This is a genomic window from Nesterenkonia lutea (assembly GCF_014873955.1).
In the GTDB taxonomy this organism is placed as follows: Bacteria; Actinomycetota; Actinomycetes; order Actinomycetales; family Micrococcaceae; genus Nesterenkonia; species Nesterenkonia lutea.
The window spans coordinates 2,529,665-2,546,014 of sequence record NZ_JADBED010000001.1 but is presented as its reverse complement, the minus strand read 5'-3'; the positions used below and the strand labels follow the sequence as shown (position 1 = coordinate 2,546,014).

General features: G+C 68.1%; 14 protein-coding genes. 2 read left to right on the top strand and 12 right to left on the bottom strand.

The genetic code is table 11. The features are described 5' to 3' along the window. Positions 1–309 precede the first annotated feature (309 nt). A complete protein-coding gene (locus H4W27_RS11605) occupies positions 310–1,671 on the top strand; it encodes an ice-binding family protein (RefSeq protein WP_225939102.1) in 1,362 nt (453 codons plus the stop codon). Between the two features lie 97 nt (positions 1,672–1,768). On the opposite strand, the gene H4W27_RS11600 is transcribed toward H4W27_RS11605, so the two are convergent. The 5 genes from H4W27_RS11600 to H4W27_RS11580 form a co-directional block, all read right to left on the bottom strand. Further along, the gene (locus H4W27_RS11600; RefSeq protein WP_192596070.1) at positions 1,769–2,773 is read right to left on the bottom strand and encodes a sugar phosphate isomerase/epimerase family protein; all 1,005 of its coding nucleotides are present in this window, start codon (positions 2,771–2,773) and stop codon (positions 1,769–1,771) included. Between the two features lie 4 nt (positions 2,774–2,777). Next, positions 2,778–4,019 (bottom strand): Gfo/Idh/MocA family protein, encoded by a 1,242-nt coding sequence (locus H4W27_RS11595; RefSeq protein ID WP_192596069.1) that lies wholly within the window; start codon positions 4,017–4,019, stop codon positions 2,778–2,780. 9 nt (positions 4,020–4,028) lie between these two features. Then, the gene (locus tag H4W27_RS11590) at positions 4,029–5,081 is read right to left on the bottom strand and encodes a substrate-binding domain-containing protein (protein ID WP_192596068.1); all 1,053 of its coding nucleotides are present in this window, start codon (positions 5,079–5,081) and stop codon (positions 4,029–4,031) included. Positions 5,082–5,145: 64 nt separating this feature from the next. Beyond that, positions 5,146–6,216 carry an ABC transporter permease gene (locus H4W27_RS11585; protein ID WP_192596067.1) on the bottom strand — a complete coding sequence of 357 codons (1,071 nt, stop codon included), beginning with the start codon at positions 6,214–6,216 and terminating at the stop codon, positions 5,146–5,148. Then, complete coding sequence (locus H4W27_RS11580; RefSeq protein WP_192596066.1) at positions 6,213–7,733, bottom strand: sugar ABC transporter ATP-binding protein; 1,521 nt, start codon at positions 7,731–7,733, stop codon at positions 6,213–6,215. Before H4W27_RS11580 ends, H4W27_RS11585 begins: the two co-directional genes overlap by 4 nt. Positions 7,734–7,839: 106 nt before the next feature. Between H4W27_RS11580 and H4W27_RS11575 the strand changes: the two genes are divergently transcribed. Further along, positions 7,840–9,057, top strand: a complete 1,218-nt coding sequence (locus H4W27_RS11575) for an ROK family transcriptional regulator (RefSeq protein ID WP_192596065.1) — start codon at positions 7,840–7,842, stop codon at positions 9,055–9,057. Here H4W27_RS11575 and H4W27_RS11570 read toward each other — a convergent pair. From H4W27_RS11570 to H4W27_RS11540, 7 genes are read right to left on the bottom strand one after another with little or no spacing between them, the layout of a single operon-like run. Beyond that, a complete protein-coding gene (locus H4W27_RS11570) occupies positions 9,047–9,262 on the bottom strand; it encodes a hypothetical protein (RefSeq protein ID WP_192596064.1) in 216 nt (71 codons plus the stop codon). The two genes, H4W27_RS11575 and H4W27_RS11570, sit on opposite strands and share 11 nt — an antisense overlap. A 37-nt stretch (positions 9,263–9,299) precedes the next feature. Beyond that, a complete protein-coding gene (locus tag H4W27_RS11565; protein ID WP_192596063.1) occupies positions 9,300–9,878 on the bottom strand; it encodes a Na+/H+ antiporter subunit E in 579 nt (192 codons plus the stop codon). Continuing rightward, positions 9,875–11,737: a proton-conducting transporter transmembrane domain-containing protein gene (locus H4W27_RS11560; RefSeq protein WP_225939101.1), complete on the bottom strand. Its 1,863-nt coding sequence runs from the start codon at positions 11,735–11,737 to the stop codon at positions 9,875–9,877. The genes H4W27_RS11565 and H4W27_RS11560 overlap by 4 nt, the downstream gene beginning before the upstream one ends. Continuing rightward, the gene (locus tag H4W27_RS11555; protein ID WP_192596062.1) at positions 11,737–13,305 is read right to left on the bottom strand and encodes a complex I subunit 5 family protein; all 1,569 of its coding nucleotides are present in this window, start codon (positions 13,303–13,305) and stop codon (positions 11,737–11,739) included. Before H4W27_RS11555 ends, H4W27_RS11560 begins: the two co-directional genes overlap by 1 nt. Beyond that, positions 13,299–14,993 carry a complex I subunit 5 family protein gene (locus tag H4W27_RS11550; protein WP_318782335.1) on the bottom strand — a complete coding sequence of 565 codons (1,695 nt, stop codon included), beginning with the start codon at positions 14,991–14,993 and terminating at the stop codon, positions 13,299–13,301. The genes H4W27_RS11555 and H4W27_RS11550 overlap by 7 nt, the downstream gene beginning before the upstream one ends. Beyond that, the gene (locus H4W27_RS11545; protein WP_192596581.1) at positions 14,990–15,403 is read right to left on the bottom strand and encodes an NADH-quinone oxidoreductase subunit K; all 414 of its coding nucleotides are present in this window, start codon (positions 15,401–15,403) and stop codon (positions 14,990–14,992) included. The genes H4W27_RS11550 and H4W27_RS11545 overlap by 4 nt, the downstream gene beginning before the upstream one ends. Next, entirely contained in the window at positions 15,403–16,350 is a 948-nt protein-coding gene (locus H4W27_RS11540) for a Na(+)/H(+) antiporter subunit B (protein WP_192596061.1), read from the bottom strand. The genes H4W27_RS11545 and H4W27_RS11540 overlap by 1 nt, the downstream gene beginning before the upstream one ends.

Genomic DNA, 16,350 nt, shown 5'->3' with positions numbered 1-16,350 from the left:
GAAATGTGTCGAAGCTTGAGAAACCTTTTCAGAACGGGTTTTTCGGCATCACCGCGCCTCAGTACGTACCTGGTGATATATACCTGGTCAGAAGCCGTGAATGGACTCGTGGATCGATTCTCAGCACCGTAATATCTCGAATAAGTCACCCAGAGCACCGGTTTTCAATAGGTGCGGAATCTGTTGGGACACATGCGGACGACAACGTTCGATCGGCACCAATCGGATTCCTTTCTGGGGAAAATGAACATTACAACCGGCCCGGCTCGACCTGCGTCAGCGGTCCAGCGGGCAGATTTCAGTGCGCGATTGCGGCTTGGGCTGAGTGCCCTGCTCGTCGCGGTCATGGCCATGGCAGTGGCTCTGTCGTTCTCCTCCGCCGCTTCGGCGGTCACCACCCCAGCAGGACTGGGAACTGCCCAGTCCTTCTCGGTGCTTGGCGGCCAATCCGTGAGCAACACCGGACCGACCAGCTTGAGCGGGGACCTGGGTGTCAGCCCCGGCACAGCCATCACCGGCTTTCCTCCTGGCACCTACGGGGGAAGCCTGAACGCGGGAAATGCGGTGGCTGCTCAGGCGCAGTCGGACGTGACCACCGCGTACGACAATCTCGTCGGCCTCGCCCCAACCACGGATGAGGACTTCACTGGAGACCTCGTGGGCCGGACCCTGGTGGGGGGCGTCTACTCCTCCTCGAGCTCGATGTCGCTGAGCGGCACCCTGACACTCGACGGTCAGGGAGACCCAGACTCGGTGTTCGTGTTCCAGGCGGGCTCCAGCTTGACCACAGGCTCGGCGAGCAGCGTTTCTCTCGTCAACGGCGCCCAGGCCTGCAATGTCTACTGGCAGGTCGGCAGCTCGGCGACGTTGGGAACCGGCACATCATTCGTCGGCTCGATCCTCGCTCTGACCTCCATCAGTGTCACCTCGGGCACTCAGGTTCAGGGACGGGCGCTCGCGCGGAACGGTTCGGTGACTCTGGACAACAACGTCTTCACCGACGCGAGCTGCGCGACGGGGTCAGCTCCGCTGCCGACGACCACCCCGCCTGTGGAGCCGACGGAAGAACCCACCGACGAGCCCACGGGGGAGCCGACCGTCGATCCAACCGACACTCCGACGGAGACTCCGACCGACGAGCCCACTGTGGACCCGACTGACACCCCTACGGGTGAGCCCACTGCGGACGCGACGGATACTCCGACCGGCACCCCCACGGGCGAGCAGACAGACGAGCCCACTGACGCTCCGACGGGCAGCGCGACCGACACCCCCGCGGATACGGACGCTCTCGACGAGTCGGACGGTTCGGACGCCCCGGACGGGTCAGATGGCTCGGAGGAGCCCAACGAATCCGCATCGCCGACGTCGTCAGACGCTCCTTCCGGGACGCCATCGGCATCCACGGGTGACTCAGACTCACCGATCGACTCGGGCACGCCGGACGATTCGGACGGACCTGAGCAGTCAGACGCCCCCCGAGAGGACTCCAGCGAATCCGACGCCGCAGCCTCCGCAGATGATGCCAGGGCAGCGTCAGACTCCGGCGACCTTCCGTCCACGGGCCCCGGGGCGCTGCTCACTGCTCTGATCGCGATGAGTGCTCTGCTGATCATCGCTGGCAGCGCCTTGCTGATCACCAAGCGCCACCGGACGGGGTCCTCGGACTAAGACCGACCCCGGACACAGCAAGGGACCCCCTGGAGAACCTTCTCCAGGGGGTCCCTTGCTGTGGAACGGCACGCGCAGACTGCCGTGGCCGGCCCGATCAGGAGGAGGAGAAGGCCGCGTCGAAGGCAGCTGCCGAGGGGTCGAAGGCATTGTCCCGCACGAACTTCAGGGCCTGGGGGGCACCGGTGAGCCGGTCCATCCCGGCGTCCTCCCATTCCACGGAGAGCGGGCCGGTGTAGTCGATGGCATTGAGCATGCGGAAGGCGTCCTCCCAGGGGACATCCCCACGACCGGTGGAGATGAAGTCCCAGCCGCGCCGCGGATCGGCCCAGGCCAGGTGCGAGGACAGCCGACCGTTGCGCCCGTTGTTCAGTCGCTTCTTCGTGTCCTTGCAATGCACGTGATAGATCCGGTCCTGGTAATCCCAGAGGAAGCCGACCGGGTCCAGGTCCTGCCACACCATGTGGGAGGGGTCCCAGTTCAGCCCGAAGGCTTCACGGTGCCCGATCGCCTCCAGGGTGCGCTGGGTGGTCCAATAGTCATAGGCGATCTCAGAGGGATGCACCTCGTGGGCGAAGCGCACCCCCACCTCATCGAAGACGTCCAGGATCGGGTTCCATCGGTCAGCGAAGTCCTGGTAGCCCGCCTCGACCAGCTCCTCGGAGACGGGCGGGAACATCGCGACATACTTCCAGATCGCAGAGCCGGTGAACCCGGTCACCGTCTTCACTCCCAGCCGAGCAGCGGCGTGTGCGGTCTGCTTCATCTCCTCAGCTGCCCGCTGACGCACCCCCTCCGGGTCACCGTCGCCCCAGAGGTGATCCGGCAGGATGTCACGGTGCCTGGCGTCGATGGGATCATCGCAGACGGCCTGCCCCTTGAGGTGGTTCGCGATGGTGAAGACCTGCAGGCCGTTCTTCTCCAAGATGTCCAGGCGATTCTGGACATAGGCGTCATCCTCGGCGGCGCGCGCCGGATCGAGGTGGTCGCCCCAACAGGCGATCTCCAGACCGTCGTAGCCCCATTCCCCGGCGAGGCGGGCGACTTCCTCGAAAGGCAGATCCGCCCATTGCCCGGTGAACAGCGTGACTGGTCGTGTCATGTTCTCAACTCCGCTCAGACTGGTGGACCGCAGTCCACTGATTGGCTGCGCCGCTCGAGCGCTCGATGGCGTCCAGCACGTGCTGGACGTGGAGGCCGTCCTCGAAGGAAGGCCGCGGGGCCTGATCCGCGGCGATCCCACGCACCAGGTCGACGACCTGATGGGTGAATCCATGTTCGTAGCCCAGTCCATGGCCGGGGGGCCACCACGCCTCGACGAAGGGGTGTTCCGGTTCGGTGGCCAGGATGCGGGTGAACCCCGCGGTCCGGGCTGGAGCTGAGGCGTCGTAGTGGTGCAGGACGTTCATCTCCTCGAAGTCGAAGCAGATCGCCCCGCGGGAGCCGGAGACCTCGATGCGCATCGCGTTCTTGCGTCCCCAGGCGAAGCGGGTGGCCTCAAGGATCACCGGCGCCCCCGAGCTGAGCCGACCGGTGACGAGCGCGGTGTCATCCACCGTGACCGGACCGCGCGCGTCGCCTCCCACGCCGCCACCGAGACCGCCTCCTGCCCCGGCGCTCCCGGCGGCGCCGTCGGCACCGTCCCCTCCGGCCGGTGCGGCGATGGGCCGTTCCGGCACCAGGGTGTCGAGAAGTCCCGAGACGCCTGCGAAGCGCTCGCCGGTGAGGAAGTACGTGAGGTCCACGATGTGGGCCCCGATGTCTCCCAGGGCACCTGAACCGGCCTTCTCCCGATCCAGCCGCCAGGACAGCGGGACCTCCGGATCGGCGAGCCAGTCCTGCAGGTACTGGGCACGCACCTGCCGGATCTCACCGATGCGCCCCTCGCTGATCAGCTCGCGGGCCAGCTGGAGCGCTGGCACTCGCCGGTAGGTGAACCCCACCATGGCGTGGATCCCCTGTGACCGTGCCCGCTGGGCGGCGTCGACCATCCGCTGGGCCTCGGCCACGGAGTTGGCCATCGGCTTCTCCACCAGGACGTGCTTCCCTGCATCGAGGGCGGCCTCGGCGATCTCCGCGTGGGTGTCGCCCGGGGTGCAGATGTCGATCAGATGCACATCCTTGCGCTCAAGCACCTGGCGCCAGTCCGTGGAGACCTCCGCCCAGCCCAGGGTCGAGGCGGCGGCCTCGGCCCTGGGCTGGTCACGGCCGACGAGCACCTTCATCTCTGGCTCCAGCGGCAGGTTGAAGAACCGTGAGGCTGATCGCCAGGCGTGGGAGTGGGTCCGTCCCATGAAGGAATGCCCGATCATGGCCACGCCGAGGCGCGGCTTCGCTCGCTCTGCCATCGCTGCCGCTCAGGACTCGAAGGCGTTGGGCAGGTACTGGTCCACGTTGTCTGCCGTGACCACGGGTGCGTAGAGCTGGATCTCACGGGGCACCTCGATCTGGACGAGGTCTCCCATGGCGCGATCCTGGGCGAGCAGCCGCGCCAGACGCACGCCGTCGGCGGCCTGGGTGGCGGGGTAGACGACAGTGGCCTCGACCACGGACTCGCCGGATTCGATCTCGCGCATCATGTTCGCGGAACCGGCTCCGCCCACCATGAAGAACTCGTCGCGGCCGGCGTTCTCGATGGCTGCGAGGACGCCGACGCCCTGGTCGTCATCGTGGTTCCAGATGGCGTCGATCTCCGGTGCCGCCTGCAGCAGGTTGGCGGCGGCGCTCTCCCCGCCCTGGACCGTGAAGTCAGCTGCGACCCGGTTGTCGACTTCCAGTCCGCAGTCACTGAGGGCTTCCTCAAATCCTTCGCTGCGGTCCTGGGTCAGCGGCAGGGAATCGATGCCGGCGATCTCGGCCACCACCGCGTCCTCCTGATCGCCGAGCTGCTCACAGATGTACTCGCCCGCGGAGACGCCCATCCCATAGTTGTCCCCCAGGATGGTGGTCCTGGCGGCGAAGGGGCTGGAGAATTCACGGTCCACGTTGACCACGGGGATCCCGGCCTCCATCGCCTCGGTGGCGATCTCCGTCAGGGCCGCCCCGTCGAAGGGGAGAACGACGATCGCGTCGACCTCATCGTTGATGAACTGTTCGATGTGGCTGATCTGTTCATTGACGTCATCGGTGCCCTCTGAGACGCGCAGTTCCACGTCATCGAACTCGTCGCCCTGGTTCTGGGCGCCTTCGGTGATGGCGCCGATCCAGCCGTGACCGGCGGCGGGTCCGGAGAACCCAATGACGACGTCCTCACCTGCCTCGGCGTTGTCGCCCGCGGGTTCGGCGGCGGCGGCTCCGGCGTCGTCCTCGGCCTCCACCTCCTCGGGATCGTTGGAGAGGCAGCCGCTGACCAGCAGTGTGGCTGAGATGAGCGCGGCGACCGAGAGGTAGCGGGGGGTGATGCGAGACATGATTCCTCCTGATGAGAGTTGATTCAGCTGTGCGAGTGTCGTGGTGCGGGAGAAGTGTGGTGGGTCAGGTTCGACTGTGAGAGGAGAACCGTTGCTGCAGCAGGACGGCGCCGACGATGATCGCGCCTTTGACCACCGACTGGACTGAAGAGTCGAGGTTGTTCTGGACGAAGACGTTGGTGAGCACGGCAAAGATGAGCACGCCGAGCACGGTGCCGAAGATGGTGCCGCGCCCGCCTGCCAGCAGCGTGCCGCCGACGACCACGATGGCGATCACGTCAAGCTCATAGAGGTAGCCGTTGGTGGAGGACCCGGCGGTGGTGCGGCTGAGCATCATCACGGCGCTGATCCCGACGCAGAGACCGGAAAGTGCGTAGACCATCACGAGGTGGCGATTGACCTTGATGCCGGCCAGCCGGGCCGCTTCGCGATTTCCGCCCACGGCGATCGTTCGGCGCCCGAAGGTCGTGCGATTGAACAGGAACCATCCGGCCACAGCGACGAGAACGAACATCCAGACGATGACGGGGATGCCGAGGATGTCCCTGCGGAACGCGTTCGTGAATCCCGGCACGCTGACGATCTGGGTCTGCCGTCCCGAGATGAGCTCGGCGAAGCCTCGCGCGGCGACGAGCATGGCCAGGGTCGCGATGAACGGCACGACCTTCCCGTAGGCGATGATGATGCCGTTGAGCAGGCCTGCGGCGACGCCCACCGCAAGAGCCGTGAAGACCATGATCAGCCAGTGGAAGTCCATGGCGATGGCCTGCGTGCCCAGGGTGGTGGCCCAGATCGTGGCCAGCCCCATCACCGAGCCCACGGAGAGATCGATGCCTCCGGAGGTGATCACGAAGGTCGCTCCGATGCTGATCACCCCGACCACGGCGGCCTGCTGGAGGATGACCATGAGGTTGTCCACGCTCAGAAAGCGTGTCCCGCCGGTGATGATGCCCAGGACGACCAGAGCCGCCAGCGCGAGCACCAGACCGAGGCTGTGTCCGAGGCTCAGCTTCGTGCCCGTGGCTGTCTTCTTCCCGTTGCCGTTGCCTCGGTCTCTGCGGCTGCCGGGCTCCTGGGCCGAGACGGCGGAGGTGTCCGTGCCGGGGGCGGAGCCTGCTGCTGTTGTTTCGCTCATGCGTGAGCTCCTTCCATGATGAGGTCGAGGACCTGGTGTTCATCGATGTCCTTGGTGGGGCCGGTGTGGACCACCCAGCCTTCGGCGATGACGAGGACTCGATCGGCGAGTCCGAGCACCTCCTCGATCTCACTCGAGACCATCAGCACGGCGGCTCCCTGTCGGCTGAGCTTCCGCACCAGGGCGTAGATCTCGGCCCGGGCGCCCACGTCGACGCCGCGCGTGGGCTCATCCAGCAGCAGCACCTCGCATCCATGCACGAGCCAGCGTGCAAGCATGACCTTCTGCTGGTTGCCGCCGGAGAGCGTGCGGATGCTGCGCTGCACTTCCGGGGGTGACAGGTGCAGGGCCTCGGCCTGTTCCTGGGATGCGGCCTTCTCCGCGCGTTCGTTCAGCAGACCTGATCTGCCGAAGCGTGCGAAGGTGGAGAGTGTGATGTTGCGGTAGATCGGCTCGTCCAGGAGGAGTCCCTGACTCTTGCGCTCCTCCGGGGCCAGCCCCATACCGTGGTTCACGGCGTCGTCGATGGAGCCGCGGCGCAGCTTTCGTCCCTTGACGCGGACCTGCCCGGTGCTGGCGCGGCGAGCACCGTAGATGGTCTCCAGGATCTCTGATCTGCCCGCACCCACCAGACCCGCCAGTCCCACCACCTCGCCTGGGCGGATATCGAACGAGACGGTCTCGAAGACCCCCTCAAGGCTCAGCCCGTCCACCTCCAGCAGCGGTTCATCACCGAGGGGCCCGCTGGCGACTCCGCCGAAGTCGCTGCTCACCTCATGTCCGGTCATCAGCGAGATGAGCTCCGTGGTGGGAGTGTCGGCGGCGTCGAGGCTGGTCGCCGCTGTGCGTCCGTCCTTGAGCACGGTGATGCGGTCACCGATCCTGCGGATCTCCTCGAGGCGGTGGGAGATGTAGACCACGGCCACGCCCTGGTCCCGCAGCGAGTGCACCACTCGGAAGAGGTTCTCCACCTCCTCGGGATCCAGCACCGCCGACGGCTCGTCCATGGTGATCAGCTGCGCCTCGTGAGAGAGGGCTCGGGCCATGGAGACGATCTGCTTGCCCGCCGCGGAGAGGCGCCCCACCTCTCGCTGGGCCGGGATCTCGGGGTGCCCCAGCCGCTGCAGCAGCTCGCGGGTCCGCTCCACGGCCGTCGCGCGCTGCAGCACGCCGCCCGAGCTGAGCTCATGGCCGAGGAAGATGTTCTCGGCGACGGTGAGCCCCTCGACCACGTCGAGCTCCTGGTACATCGTGGCGATGCCCAGGCGCAGGGCGGCCATCGTGGTGGGGATGGTCACCCGTTCGCCCTTCCAGAAGATCTCACCCGCAGTGGGCTGATGTGCACCGGAAAGGACCTTGATCAGGGTCGACTTCCCAGCTCCGTTCTGGCCGAGGAGGCAGTGCACCTCGCCGGCACGGATGTCCAGGTCGACGCCGTCGAGCGCCTTGGCGCCAGGGAAGTGCTTGGTGATGCTGCGCATGTTCAGGAGCTCGGCTCCATCACTGTGTGTGACCATTCTCACAATCTAGGGGGGCTTATGTCGTGAGTCAATCAAAAGTGAAGGAAAAACTAGGAAACTTTTGATCTGGTTAATGCAGAAGTGGGGGTGGTTTACTTGGCACATGGTCTTTGTCTCCGTGATCGATGAGCAGAATGGCGCGGCAGCCGCGCCGGCGGGCAACACGCTGCCGAACAGTGCGGGGGCGCTGTTCCAGCTCCTTCGAGACGGGGTTCCGCGCACTCGGGCGGACCTCGCGGAGATGACCGGTTTCGCCCGCTCGACGATCTCTGCACGGGTCGAGGAGCTTCTGGCCTCAGCGCTGATCAGCCCCGCGGGGGAGAACTCCTCCACCGGTGGCAGACCGCCGAGCACCTTTGCCTTCAACCCCGAGGCGCGGACTGTGCTCGCGGTGGACCTCGGCGGGACGCATGCCCGGATCGCCGTGACCGACCTCGCGACCCGCGTGCTCGCGGAGCGGGAGGAGAGGCTCGACATCAGCCAGGGCCCGGTGGTGGTCCTCGATGCTGTGGGCAGGATCGCCACGACCCTGCTGGAGGAGGTCGGACGCAGTCCTGCCGACCTGCTCGGGGTCGGCGTGGGAGTGCCGGGACCCGTGGAGTTCGCCACCGGGCGGCTGACGAGTCCGCCCATCATGCCGGGGTGGGACCACTTCGACATTCCCGGCCACCTGCGCCGATGGTTCTCGGTGCCCATATTGGTGGACAACGATGTCAACGCCATGGCTCTGGGGGAGCACGCGGTCAAGTACCCGGACGTCTCGAACATGATGTTCGTGAAGGTGGCGACCGGCATCGGCGCCGGCATCATCAGCGACGGTCGGTTGCAGCACGGGGCCCAGGGGGCCGCCGGGGATCTCGGCCACATCGCCGTTCCTGATGGCAGCGCCACTCCCTGCACCTGTGGAAACACCGGCTGCCTGGAGGCCGTGGCCTCGGGGCCGGCGATCGCCGCTCAGCTGCGGGAGAGCGGCTTCGACGTCCCCCACCACACCGCCCTGCTGGAGCTGGTCCGCTCCGGAGACCCGGAGGCGCTGCTCACCGTCCGTCAGGCGGGCAGGCAGGTCGGGTCCGTGCTGGCCAGCTGCGTGAACCTGTTGAACCCCTCGGTCATCGTGATCGGTGGTGTGGTCTCCACCGCCGGTGAGCACTTCCTCGCCGGCATCCGCGAGGCGGTGTACTCACGCTCCCTGCCGCTGGCCACCCAGCACCTGCGAATCCTCGGCACACAGACCCGCGGTCAGGCGGGGATCCTCGGCGCCTCGGCCCTGGTGACCGGTCATGGCCTCTCAGTGGAGAACGTCAACCGGCTCATCGGCTGAGATCCTCCCGCGCAGGCTCGGTCGGCGTCCTCTGCTCGGTGCGCCGACCATGCAGCGTCAGCAGCAGTGCCCCCAGCAGCATCGCCACCGTGAGTCCCCACCCGAGTGCCGGGGCGAAGTCAGGGGCCTGCGGGATGGCCGAGAGCACCACGCCGATGGGGGCGAAGAACAGCAGGAGATTGACGGCGTTGCGGTGTCGTCTCATCCCTTCAACCTAGTCGAACCAGATCAGAACGAAGACCTCAGGACGAAGCTCGCACCGCGAAGGCGGCGCCCACCCGGTGCTGCAGCCGGGCCCACTGCTCGACGGGGTTCAAATCCGGGGACAGGGTGTGCAGCTGGACCCCGGCCGGCGCTTCTCCGGGCCCCTGCGCCGTGAAATCGGCAGGCTCTCCGGAGTCCGTGACCACGCGCTGGACCATGGATCCGGGCATCAGGTTCATCATCACCACCGCCAGCTGCCGAGCGGGTCCCTCCGGCAGGGCGAAGGGCGCCTGGACCACGCAGGGATCAATGTTCACGGGACGAGCCAGCGCCCGCCGGGCCACGTCGAGTCCGCCCAGCGCGGACTGCCCGAGGAACCAGCCGACCAGGACGACGCCGCCCAGCACCTGTCGCGGCCACCGGCCCGGTAGTGGCGGCCCCTGGGGCGGCAGCAGCGCGAGGCTCATCGCGGTGGCCAGGACCACCGAGACCGCTCCGTACACCAGATAGTCAGCACTGCCGCCGGACACTCCCCACCAGAGGAGTCCCAGCAGGACCCCTCGCAGCAGAGATGTCAGCACCCAGGCCGTGGCGGGAGGTCTTCCCGAGACGCTCATGGCACCCTCCCCAGCAGGATGATCGAGATCAGGACGACTCCGGTGAGCAGCGCCACCAGGGCCAGACCGGTGGACTCCCACCCGCTAAGTCGATTCTCCCCCGCCGAGATCCCCTGGCGCAGCCTGCCGGTGAGCCCGGCCCAGAAGCTGACCCAGCGCGCGGCAGCGTCAGCGGTGAACCGATGGGTGCGGGTCAGCACCGTCCCGCCGGAGCTGCGGATGCCCCGGATGATCCGCTCCTCGGCGCCCAGCAGATCCCCGGGCGGGACCAGTGGCACCAGCGGCACCTGCGTCGCCTGGCCTGCACTCCGGCGCGCCGGACTCCGCCGCCTCCGCGCGGCGGCGAAGGCGAGCCCGCTCAGCACCAGCCCGAGCAGGATCGGCCAGACAGCTCCCCAGAGCGTCGACGCATCCCAGGTGGGCACCTTGATCTTCTCCTCCTCAGCGACATCGACCACCCATCGGACACCGATGACCCAGGGGACCGCGATCCCGGCCGCGCACACCGCCAGCCAGGAGAGCAGCTCACCGTCCGGGCGTGACCGAGGAGCGCGTTCGGCAGAGAACATCACCACGGCGAAGCGCAGCAGCAGCAGGGTCGAACCGGTGGCGACCAGCGGCAGCAGGTGCCCCAGGCCCACGCCCAGCAGCCCGATCTCGCCCACCGCCTCCTTGGACACGTATTTTCCGAAGGCTCCGGAGGTCCACGGAGCGCCGGCCACGGCGAGGCCTGCGCCGAGCATCCCCACCAGGACCGGGAGCCGGGCTCTGCCGTGTCCGAAGTGTCTGACCACCGGCACACCGAGGAACAGCGCACCCTTGGCCAGGCCGTGGTGGGCCGCGTAGAGCACCACGGCCGCCGACGTCGCCCCCTGCAGCGCCGGATCCAGCAGGCCCACGGCGATCAGGGCGGTCATGAATCCCAGCTGGGAGACCGTCGAATAGGCCAGGATGACCTTGGGATCATGCTGGAGGACGCCCAGGACGACAGCGGCGAAGGCGCCGATGAGCGCCAGGGTCAGCAGCACCTCGCCGGCTCGGGCGCCCTCGGGCAGGAACCGGATCCAGCCGATCAGCCCCGCGTTGACCATCGCTCCGGAGAGCACCGCCGAGGCGGCGGGCGGGGCCGCGGGGTGGGCCAGCGGCAGCCAGACATGCAGCGGCACCGTGCCCGCCTTGACCCCGAGGCCCAGGAACAGCAGGGCCTGGATCAGTCCGGTGTGGGCGGTTCCCGCCGCGTCCGCGGCGTCATCCAGCATGAAGCCACCGGCCGCGACGATGAGCAGCAGCGCCGCCAGGATGGCGGTCTCGGAGAGCACGGACATGACCAGGTAGATCCGCGTGGCGCGCTGGGCCGTCGGAGTCCGGTGATGGATCACCAGTCCCGCGGCGGAGAAGCTCATCAGCGCGAAGGAGGTATAGAAGCTCACCGCGTCCGCGGCGATATAGGTGCCGATGTTGCCGACATAGCTGAGCAGCAGGAACGCTGAGAGGCCCCCGGCGCCGCGCTCGCTGTCCTGCCGCCGGACCCAGCTCACCGCCGTCAGGGCCGCTCCGTAGAGCAGCGCCGCGACCAGCAGCAGGGGCCTGGCATAGAGGTCCACCGCGAAGTGCGCGCCGAAGAGCAGCCAGGGCACGTCGAGGGTCGCGGCGGAGCCGGCAGTCTCCTCGGCTGAGCCGACTGTCTCCGCGCCGGAGCCGGCGAGCAGGGCCAGGAGCACCGCCGGCAGCACCGTCAGCGGAGCGAGGAGACTCAGCCGCCGCCGCACGAGGAAGGCGTGGGCGGGTCTGAGCAGCCCCGTCAGGGTGAGGCCGAGCACGGTCACCAGCGGGAGCAGCAGGCTCAGTGCGATCAGCATCAGCCCAGCACCCCCTCGGCGATGAACCGCGCGATCTGCAGCGGGGCGAACGCCAGGGAGGCGACCAGGCCCAGCAGCACCGTCAATCCGGCCGTGATCAGCGCAGGGATTACCAGGGATCTGGGCTCCTTGACGCGCAGCGGATCCGCCTCGCTCGGGCCGCGCGCCGTCGTCGTCCGGGGGCCTTCGGGATCTTCAGGGGGTTCAGGGGGTTCGTCGAACCACAGGGAGTAGACCACGGGCAGGAAATAGGCCGCGTTGAGCAGCGAGGAGGCCACCAGCACCCACAGCACCCAGGACTGGTCCGAGCTCACGGCTCCGCTGCCGAGCTGCCATTTGGAGATGAATCCCGCCGTGGGCGGCAGTCCGATCATGCCCAGGGCACCTGCGGTGAACGCCACCGAGGTCAGCGGCATCCGGCGCCCAGCCCCGCGCAGCGCAGTCACGGTGTGTGCGCGCAGGACCTCGGCGAAGAGTCCCGCACAGAAGAACAGGGTGATCTTCATGATGCCCTGATGGACCAGGTGCACCACCCCGCCAGAGGTGGCCAGCTCGTTGATCATGGTCACTCCCAGCACCACATAGCTGACCTGGGAGACCGTGGAGTACGCCAGTCGCTTCTTCAGCTCCTCCTGCCGCAGCGCCTGGTATGAGCCGTAGAGCACCGTGAAGGCGGCGAGGACCAGCAGGGGCGTGAGGACCCCGAGCTCGGCGGCGGCCTCCACGCCGAAGACGTCGTGGACCACGCGCAGGATCCCGAAGACGCCGGCCTTGACCACGGCGACCGCATGCAGCAGCGCCGAGACCGGTGCTGGGGCGACCATCGCCAGCGGCAGCCAGCCGTGCAGCGGGAACAGTGCGGCCTTGACCCCCAGGCCTCCCACCAGCAGCACGAAGATCGCCAGGGCGGGCATCGGCTGATCGCGGACCAGCTCGGCCACGCCCGCCGCCCCGCCGGCCTCGAAGCTCACCGGCCCGACGTAGATGGTCAGCCAGACCACCCCGATCAGCACGGCGAGGCCCCCGCTGAGGGCATAGCGCAGGTAGATCCGTGCGGCGCGCAGGGACTCGGGGGTGCCCCAGTGGGCCACCAGCGGATAGGTCACCACGGTCAGCAGCTCATAGAAGACCAGGAAGGTGATCAGGTTTCCGGAGAAGGAGATGCCCACAGTGGCGGTCACGCAGAGGCTGAAGAACCCGAAGAAGCGGCTCTTGTTCTGCGTGCCGCGCAGGTATCCCAGGGCGTAGATGGTGGTCAGCAGCCACAGCAGCGAGGAGAGCCCGGCGAAGAACAGCGCCAGCGGGTCCACCCGCAGCACCAGCTCGATCCCAGGCAGGAAGGGGGCGGAGAACTCGGGCCGGGCGCCGTCGGCCACCACGGAGGGGACCAGCGCGATGACCAGCAGCACCTTGAGCACGGCGGCGGTGAGGTTGATCCCGGCGCGCAGCCTCACCCTGTTCTCGGGCAGCGGGAAGATGACGACGGCGGCCGTCAGGGACAGCAGGACCATCAGCACCGGGATCACCGGGAGGAACTCGCCGGGCAGCCGCTCGAACAGGGTCACCATGGCGCGCCCACCTCCAGCACGCCGGTGAACCAGACGCCCAGGAAGCCGGTCAGCACGGTCAGGCTTCCCAGCACGAAGGGGGCCAGCTGCGCCCGACCGGTCAGTGCGGGGGAGCCCGCGGTGGTCTGCGCCTCGGGCAGCGACACCGCAGAGTCATCGTCCTCACTCATGACCAGCAGCGGGGCGACGGCCTTCACCAGATAGGCGGCACTGAGCAGGGTGCCGATGACGAGCACCGGCAGCATCCAGTAGTGGCCGGAGGCGACCGCCGAGGTCGCCAGCAGCCATTTCCCGGAGAATCCCAGCGACAGCGGCAATCCGATCAGTCCCACCGCGCTGAGTCCCATGCTCAGGATGAGCATGGGGTGCTCCCGGCCGGCCCCGCGCAGCACCGCGATCTCATCGGTGCCGTAGAGGTCCTTGAGATGTCCCGCGGAGAGGAACAGGCTCGCCTTGGCCAGACCGTGGCCCAGGGCCAGCGTCACTGTTCCGCTCAGTGCTCCGGCCAGGACCGAACCGTCCTCCAGCGTGGTGCCGGGCCGTGCCTCCATGGCGCTCGCGGAAGGGTCCAGGATCAGCGGCAGCAGCAGGAACCAGTACCCCACCTGGGCCACTGTGGAATAGGCCACCAGTGGCTTCAGATGGGTCTGCCGCAGTGCGAGCACCGAACCGATCAGGATCGCGGCCGCGCCCATGCCGGCCAACAGCCAGGCCAGCACGGTGAGTTCGGGCAGCGGCCCGGCGACCCAGAGCCAGCAGCGCAGGAGCACGAACAGCGAGGCCTTGATCACCAGTCCCGAGAGCAGCGGCGAGACCGCGCTGGGGGCACCCGAATGGGCGGGGATCAGCCAGCGGTGCAGCGGAACCAGGGCCATCTTCAGCGCCAGACCGAGGCTCATCAGGATCATCGCGAGCACCACCGGGGAGAGGTCAGCCGGCCCGGTCCCGGCAGGATCGCCGGCGCTCGGGTCTGCTCCGCCGATGCCGCCCGCACCGGCTGTTCCGCCCGTGCCGCCTGTTCTGCCTGTTGCGTCTGCGGCGCGTGCGAGTTCGGCGATGGCTGCGCCCGCGTCGAACAGGTCCAGCGTGCCGGTCACGGAATAGATCAGCGCCACCCCGACCAGGAACAGCAGCGATCCCAGGACGGTGATGAAGAGATAGCGCAGCGCGCTGGACCAGGACTCCCGGCCTCCGAGGGCGACCAGCGCCACTGCGCTGAGACCGACCAGCTCCAGTCCCACATAGGTGTTGAACAGGTCCGCGGAGACGAAGATCGCGTTCAACCCCGCCCAGCAGCCCAGCCACAGCGGCCAGAAACCGGTCTGGCCTGCGCGCCAGGTGTCCTTCCCCACAAGGCGCAGCCCGGTGGAGTCGGGCCTGGCCGCCGCATAGCAGGTGACCACAGCACCGACCACAGCGGTCATCGCGAGGAACAGCGCGGAGAGACCGTCGGCGCGCAGCGTGATGCCCAGCGGAGCGGTGAATCCGCCGAGCGCCAGCTCCACGGTCTGCCCCGCGGTCACCTGCGCCACCAGCGGAACGCCCAGCCCGAGCACCGCCGCCGCGGTCACCACGCCCAGAACCCGCCGGGCGCGTGAGCCGAGCAGCACGCTGACCGCACTGGTCAGCAGCGGGATCATCACCACGCCGGCGAGGCAGAGCTGAGTCAGCGTCAGCGGGGCGTTCACGGCTCTTCTCCCGCGTCTGGTTCTGCGCCTGATCCCGTGTCCGACCCTGCCGCTGGGTCTCGATGGGCGGGCTCCTGAATCCCCTCGATCCTGCGGATCAGCACCGCGCCGAGACCGGTGAAGGCCACTGTGATGACCAGCCCGGTGATCACCAGCGCTGTGAGCACGGGGTCATTCGCGCTTGAACCCCCGGCGAAGCTCGCCGCCTCCCGGGGCCGGGCCGCAAGGGCGAGGATGATCATCAGCGAACCGATGCTCGTCACGTTCATCCCGATCAGCCGAGCCACCAGATCTCGGGTCAGCAGCATGCGGACCGCGCCGATGACCGTGATCGCAGAGCCGAGCATGAGGTACCACTGGACCTGGGTCAGCGGTGCCTCGCCCAGCGTGAAGAGTCCCAGGGCGAGCATCACGTGGGGTTCTCCAGACTCAGATACAGGGCGTAGAGCCCCGCAGCGATCCCCAGCGCGAGCAGGATCTCCACGGTCAGCAGCACGGGGAAGGAGAAGGGTGCCGCAAGATGGGTCAGCGCGGCCAGGATGAACACGATGACCCCGGCCACCAGCGCGGGGCGCAGCCACACTCGGGTGAGGCCGCCGAGCGGAACCTGGGAGCTGCGCAGCAGGATCAGCACCGCACAGAGCACCGCGCCGGATTGAAAGGCACCTCCGGAGTCGGTGCTCCCGGCGAAGAGAAGCCACAGTCCCAGCAGCAGCAGCACCGGGGCCAGCACGCGGACGAGCCAGTGCAGTGTCGAGGGGATCACCGGCTGCCCCGCGGAGGAGAGAGGCTGGCTGACGGCGGGCAGGCCAGCAGATGTCTCATCCCGACCCAGCGCCAGAGCGGCGACGGCGGTGAGCATCAGCACCGCGGTCTCCAGCAGCGTGTCGTAGAACCGGAAGACGAGCAGGACCCCGGTGATCTCGTGTTCCACCCCGTCAATGGTCATCTCCTGGCGCAGCGCCGCGTCCCAGGCGGGCAGCGCCTGCTCCGCGCGGAGCCACACCGCGGCGAAGACCAGGACGAGTGCGGCGGCACACACTGTGCCTGCTGCCGGGCGCAGCCAGCTCCACCGCGGCTCGGCGGCGGCATCGGGGGAGGAGTGGGCGGGGGCGTGGAAGGAGAGCCAGACCAGGAGCGCGGCCAGGATTCCCCCGCCGATGCTCGCCTCCGCCAGCGCCACATCCACGCTGCCCAGACGCAGCCAGGCCAGGGTGCACAGCACGCCCAGGCCGAGCAGGCCCATGGACTGGGTGAATCGTGAGCGCGGAATCACGGTGCACAGCACCGAGGCGAGCAGTCCCGCCCCCAGGATCATGTCCGACACCGGGACCCCCGCCGGTGCGGGACCCAACAC

Excerpts from the sequence above, each read along its gene's own strand:
- H4W27_RS11545 (WP_192596581.1), bottom strand. The coding sequence starts at position 15,403 with ATGCTCGCCCTGGGACTCTTCACGCTGGGCGAGGCACCGCTGACCCAG.
- H4W27_RS11585 (WP_192596067.1), bottom strand. The coding sequence starts at position 6,216 with ATGAGCGAAACAACAGCAGCAGGCTCCGCCCCCGGCACGGACACCTCC.
- H4W27_RS11570 (WP_192596064.1), bottom strand. The coding sequence starts at position 9,262 with ATGAGACGACACCGCAACGCCGTCAATCTCCTGCTGTTCTTCGCCCCC.
- H4W27_RS11575 (WP_192596065.1), top strand. The coding sequence starts at position 7,840 with ATGGTCTTTGTCTCCGTGATCGATGAGCAGAATGGCGCGGCAGCCGCG.
- H4W27_RS11590 (WP_192596068.1), bottom strand. The coding sequence starts at position 5,081 with ATGTCTCGCATCACCCCCCGCTACCTCTCGGTCGCCGCGCTCATCTCA.
- H4W27_RS11565 (WP_192596063.1), bottom strand. The coding sequence starts at position 9,878 with ATGAGCGTCTCGGGAAGACCTCCCGCCACGGCCTGGGTGCTGACATCT.
- H4W27_RS11560 (WP_225939101.1), bottom strand. The coding sequence starts at position 11,737 with ATGCTGATCGCACTGAGCCTGCTGCTCCCGCTGGTGACCGTGCTCGGC.
- H4W27_RS11600 (WP_192596070.1), bottom strand. The coding sequence starts at position 2,773 with ATGACACGACCAGTCACGCTGTTCACCGGGCAATGGGCGGATCTGCCT.
- H4W27_RS11580 (WP_192596066.1), bottom strand. The coding sequence starts at position 7,733 with ATGGTCACACACAGTGATGGAGCCGAGCTCCTGAACATGCGCAGCATC.
- H4W27_RS11595 (WP_192596069.1), bottom strand. The coding sequence starts at position 4,019 with ATGGCAGAGCGAGCGAAGCCGCGCCTCGGCGTGGCCATGATCGGGCAT.
- H4W27_RS11555 (WP_192596062.1), bottom strand. The coding sequence starts at position 13,305 with ATGGTGACCCTGTTCGAGCGGCTGCCCGGCGAGTTCCTCCCGGTGATC.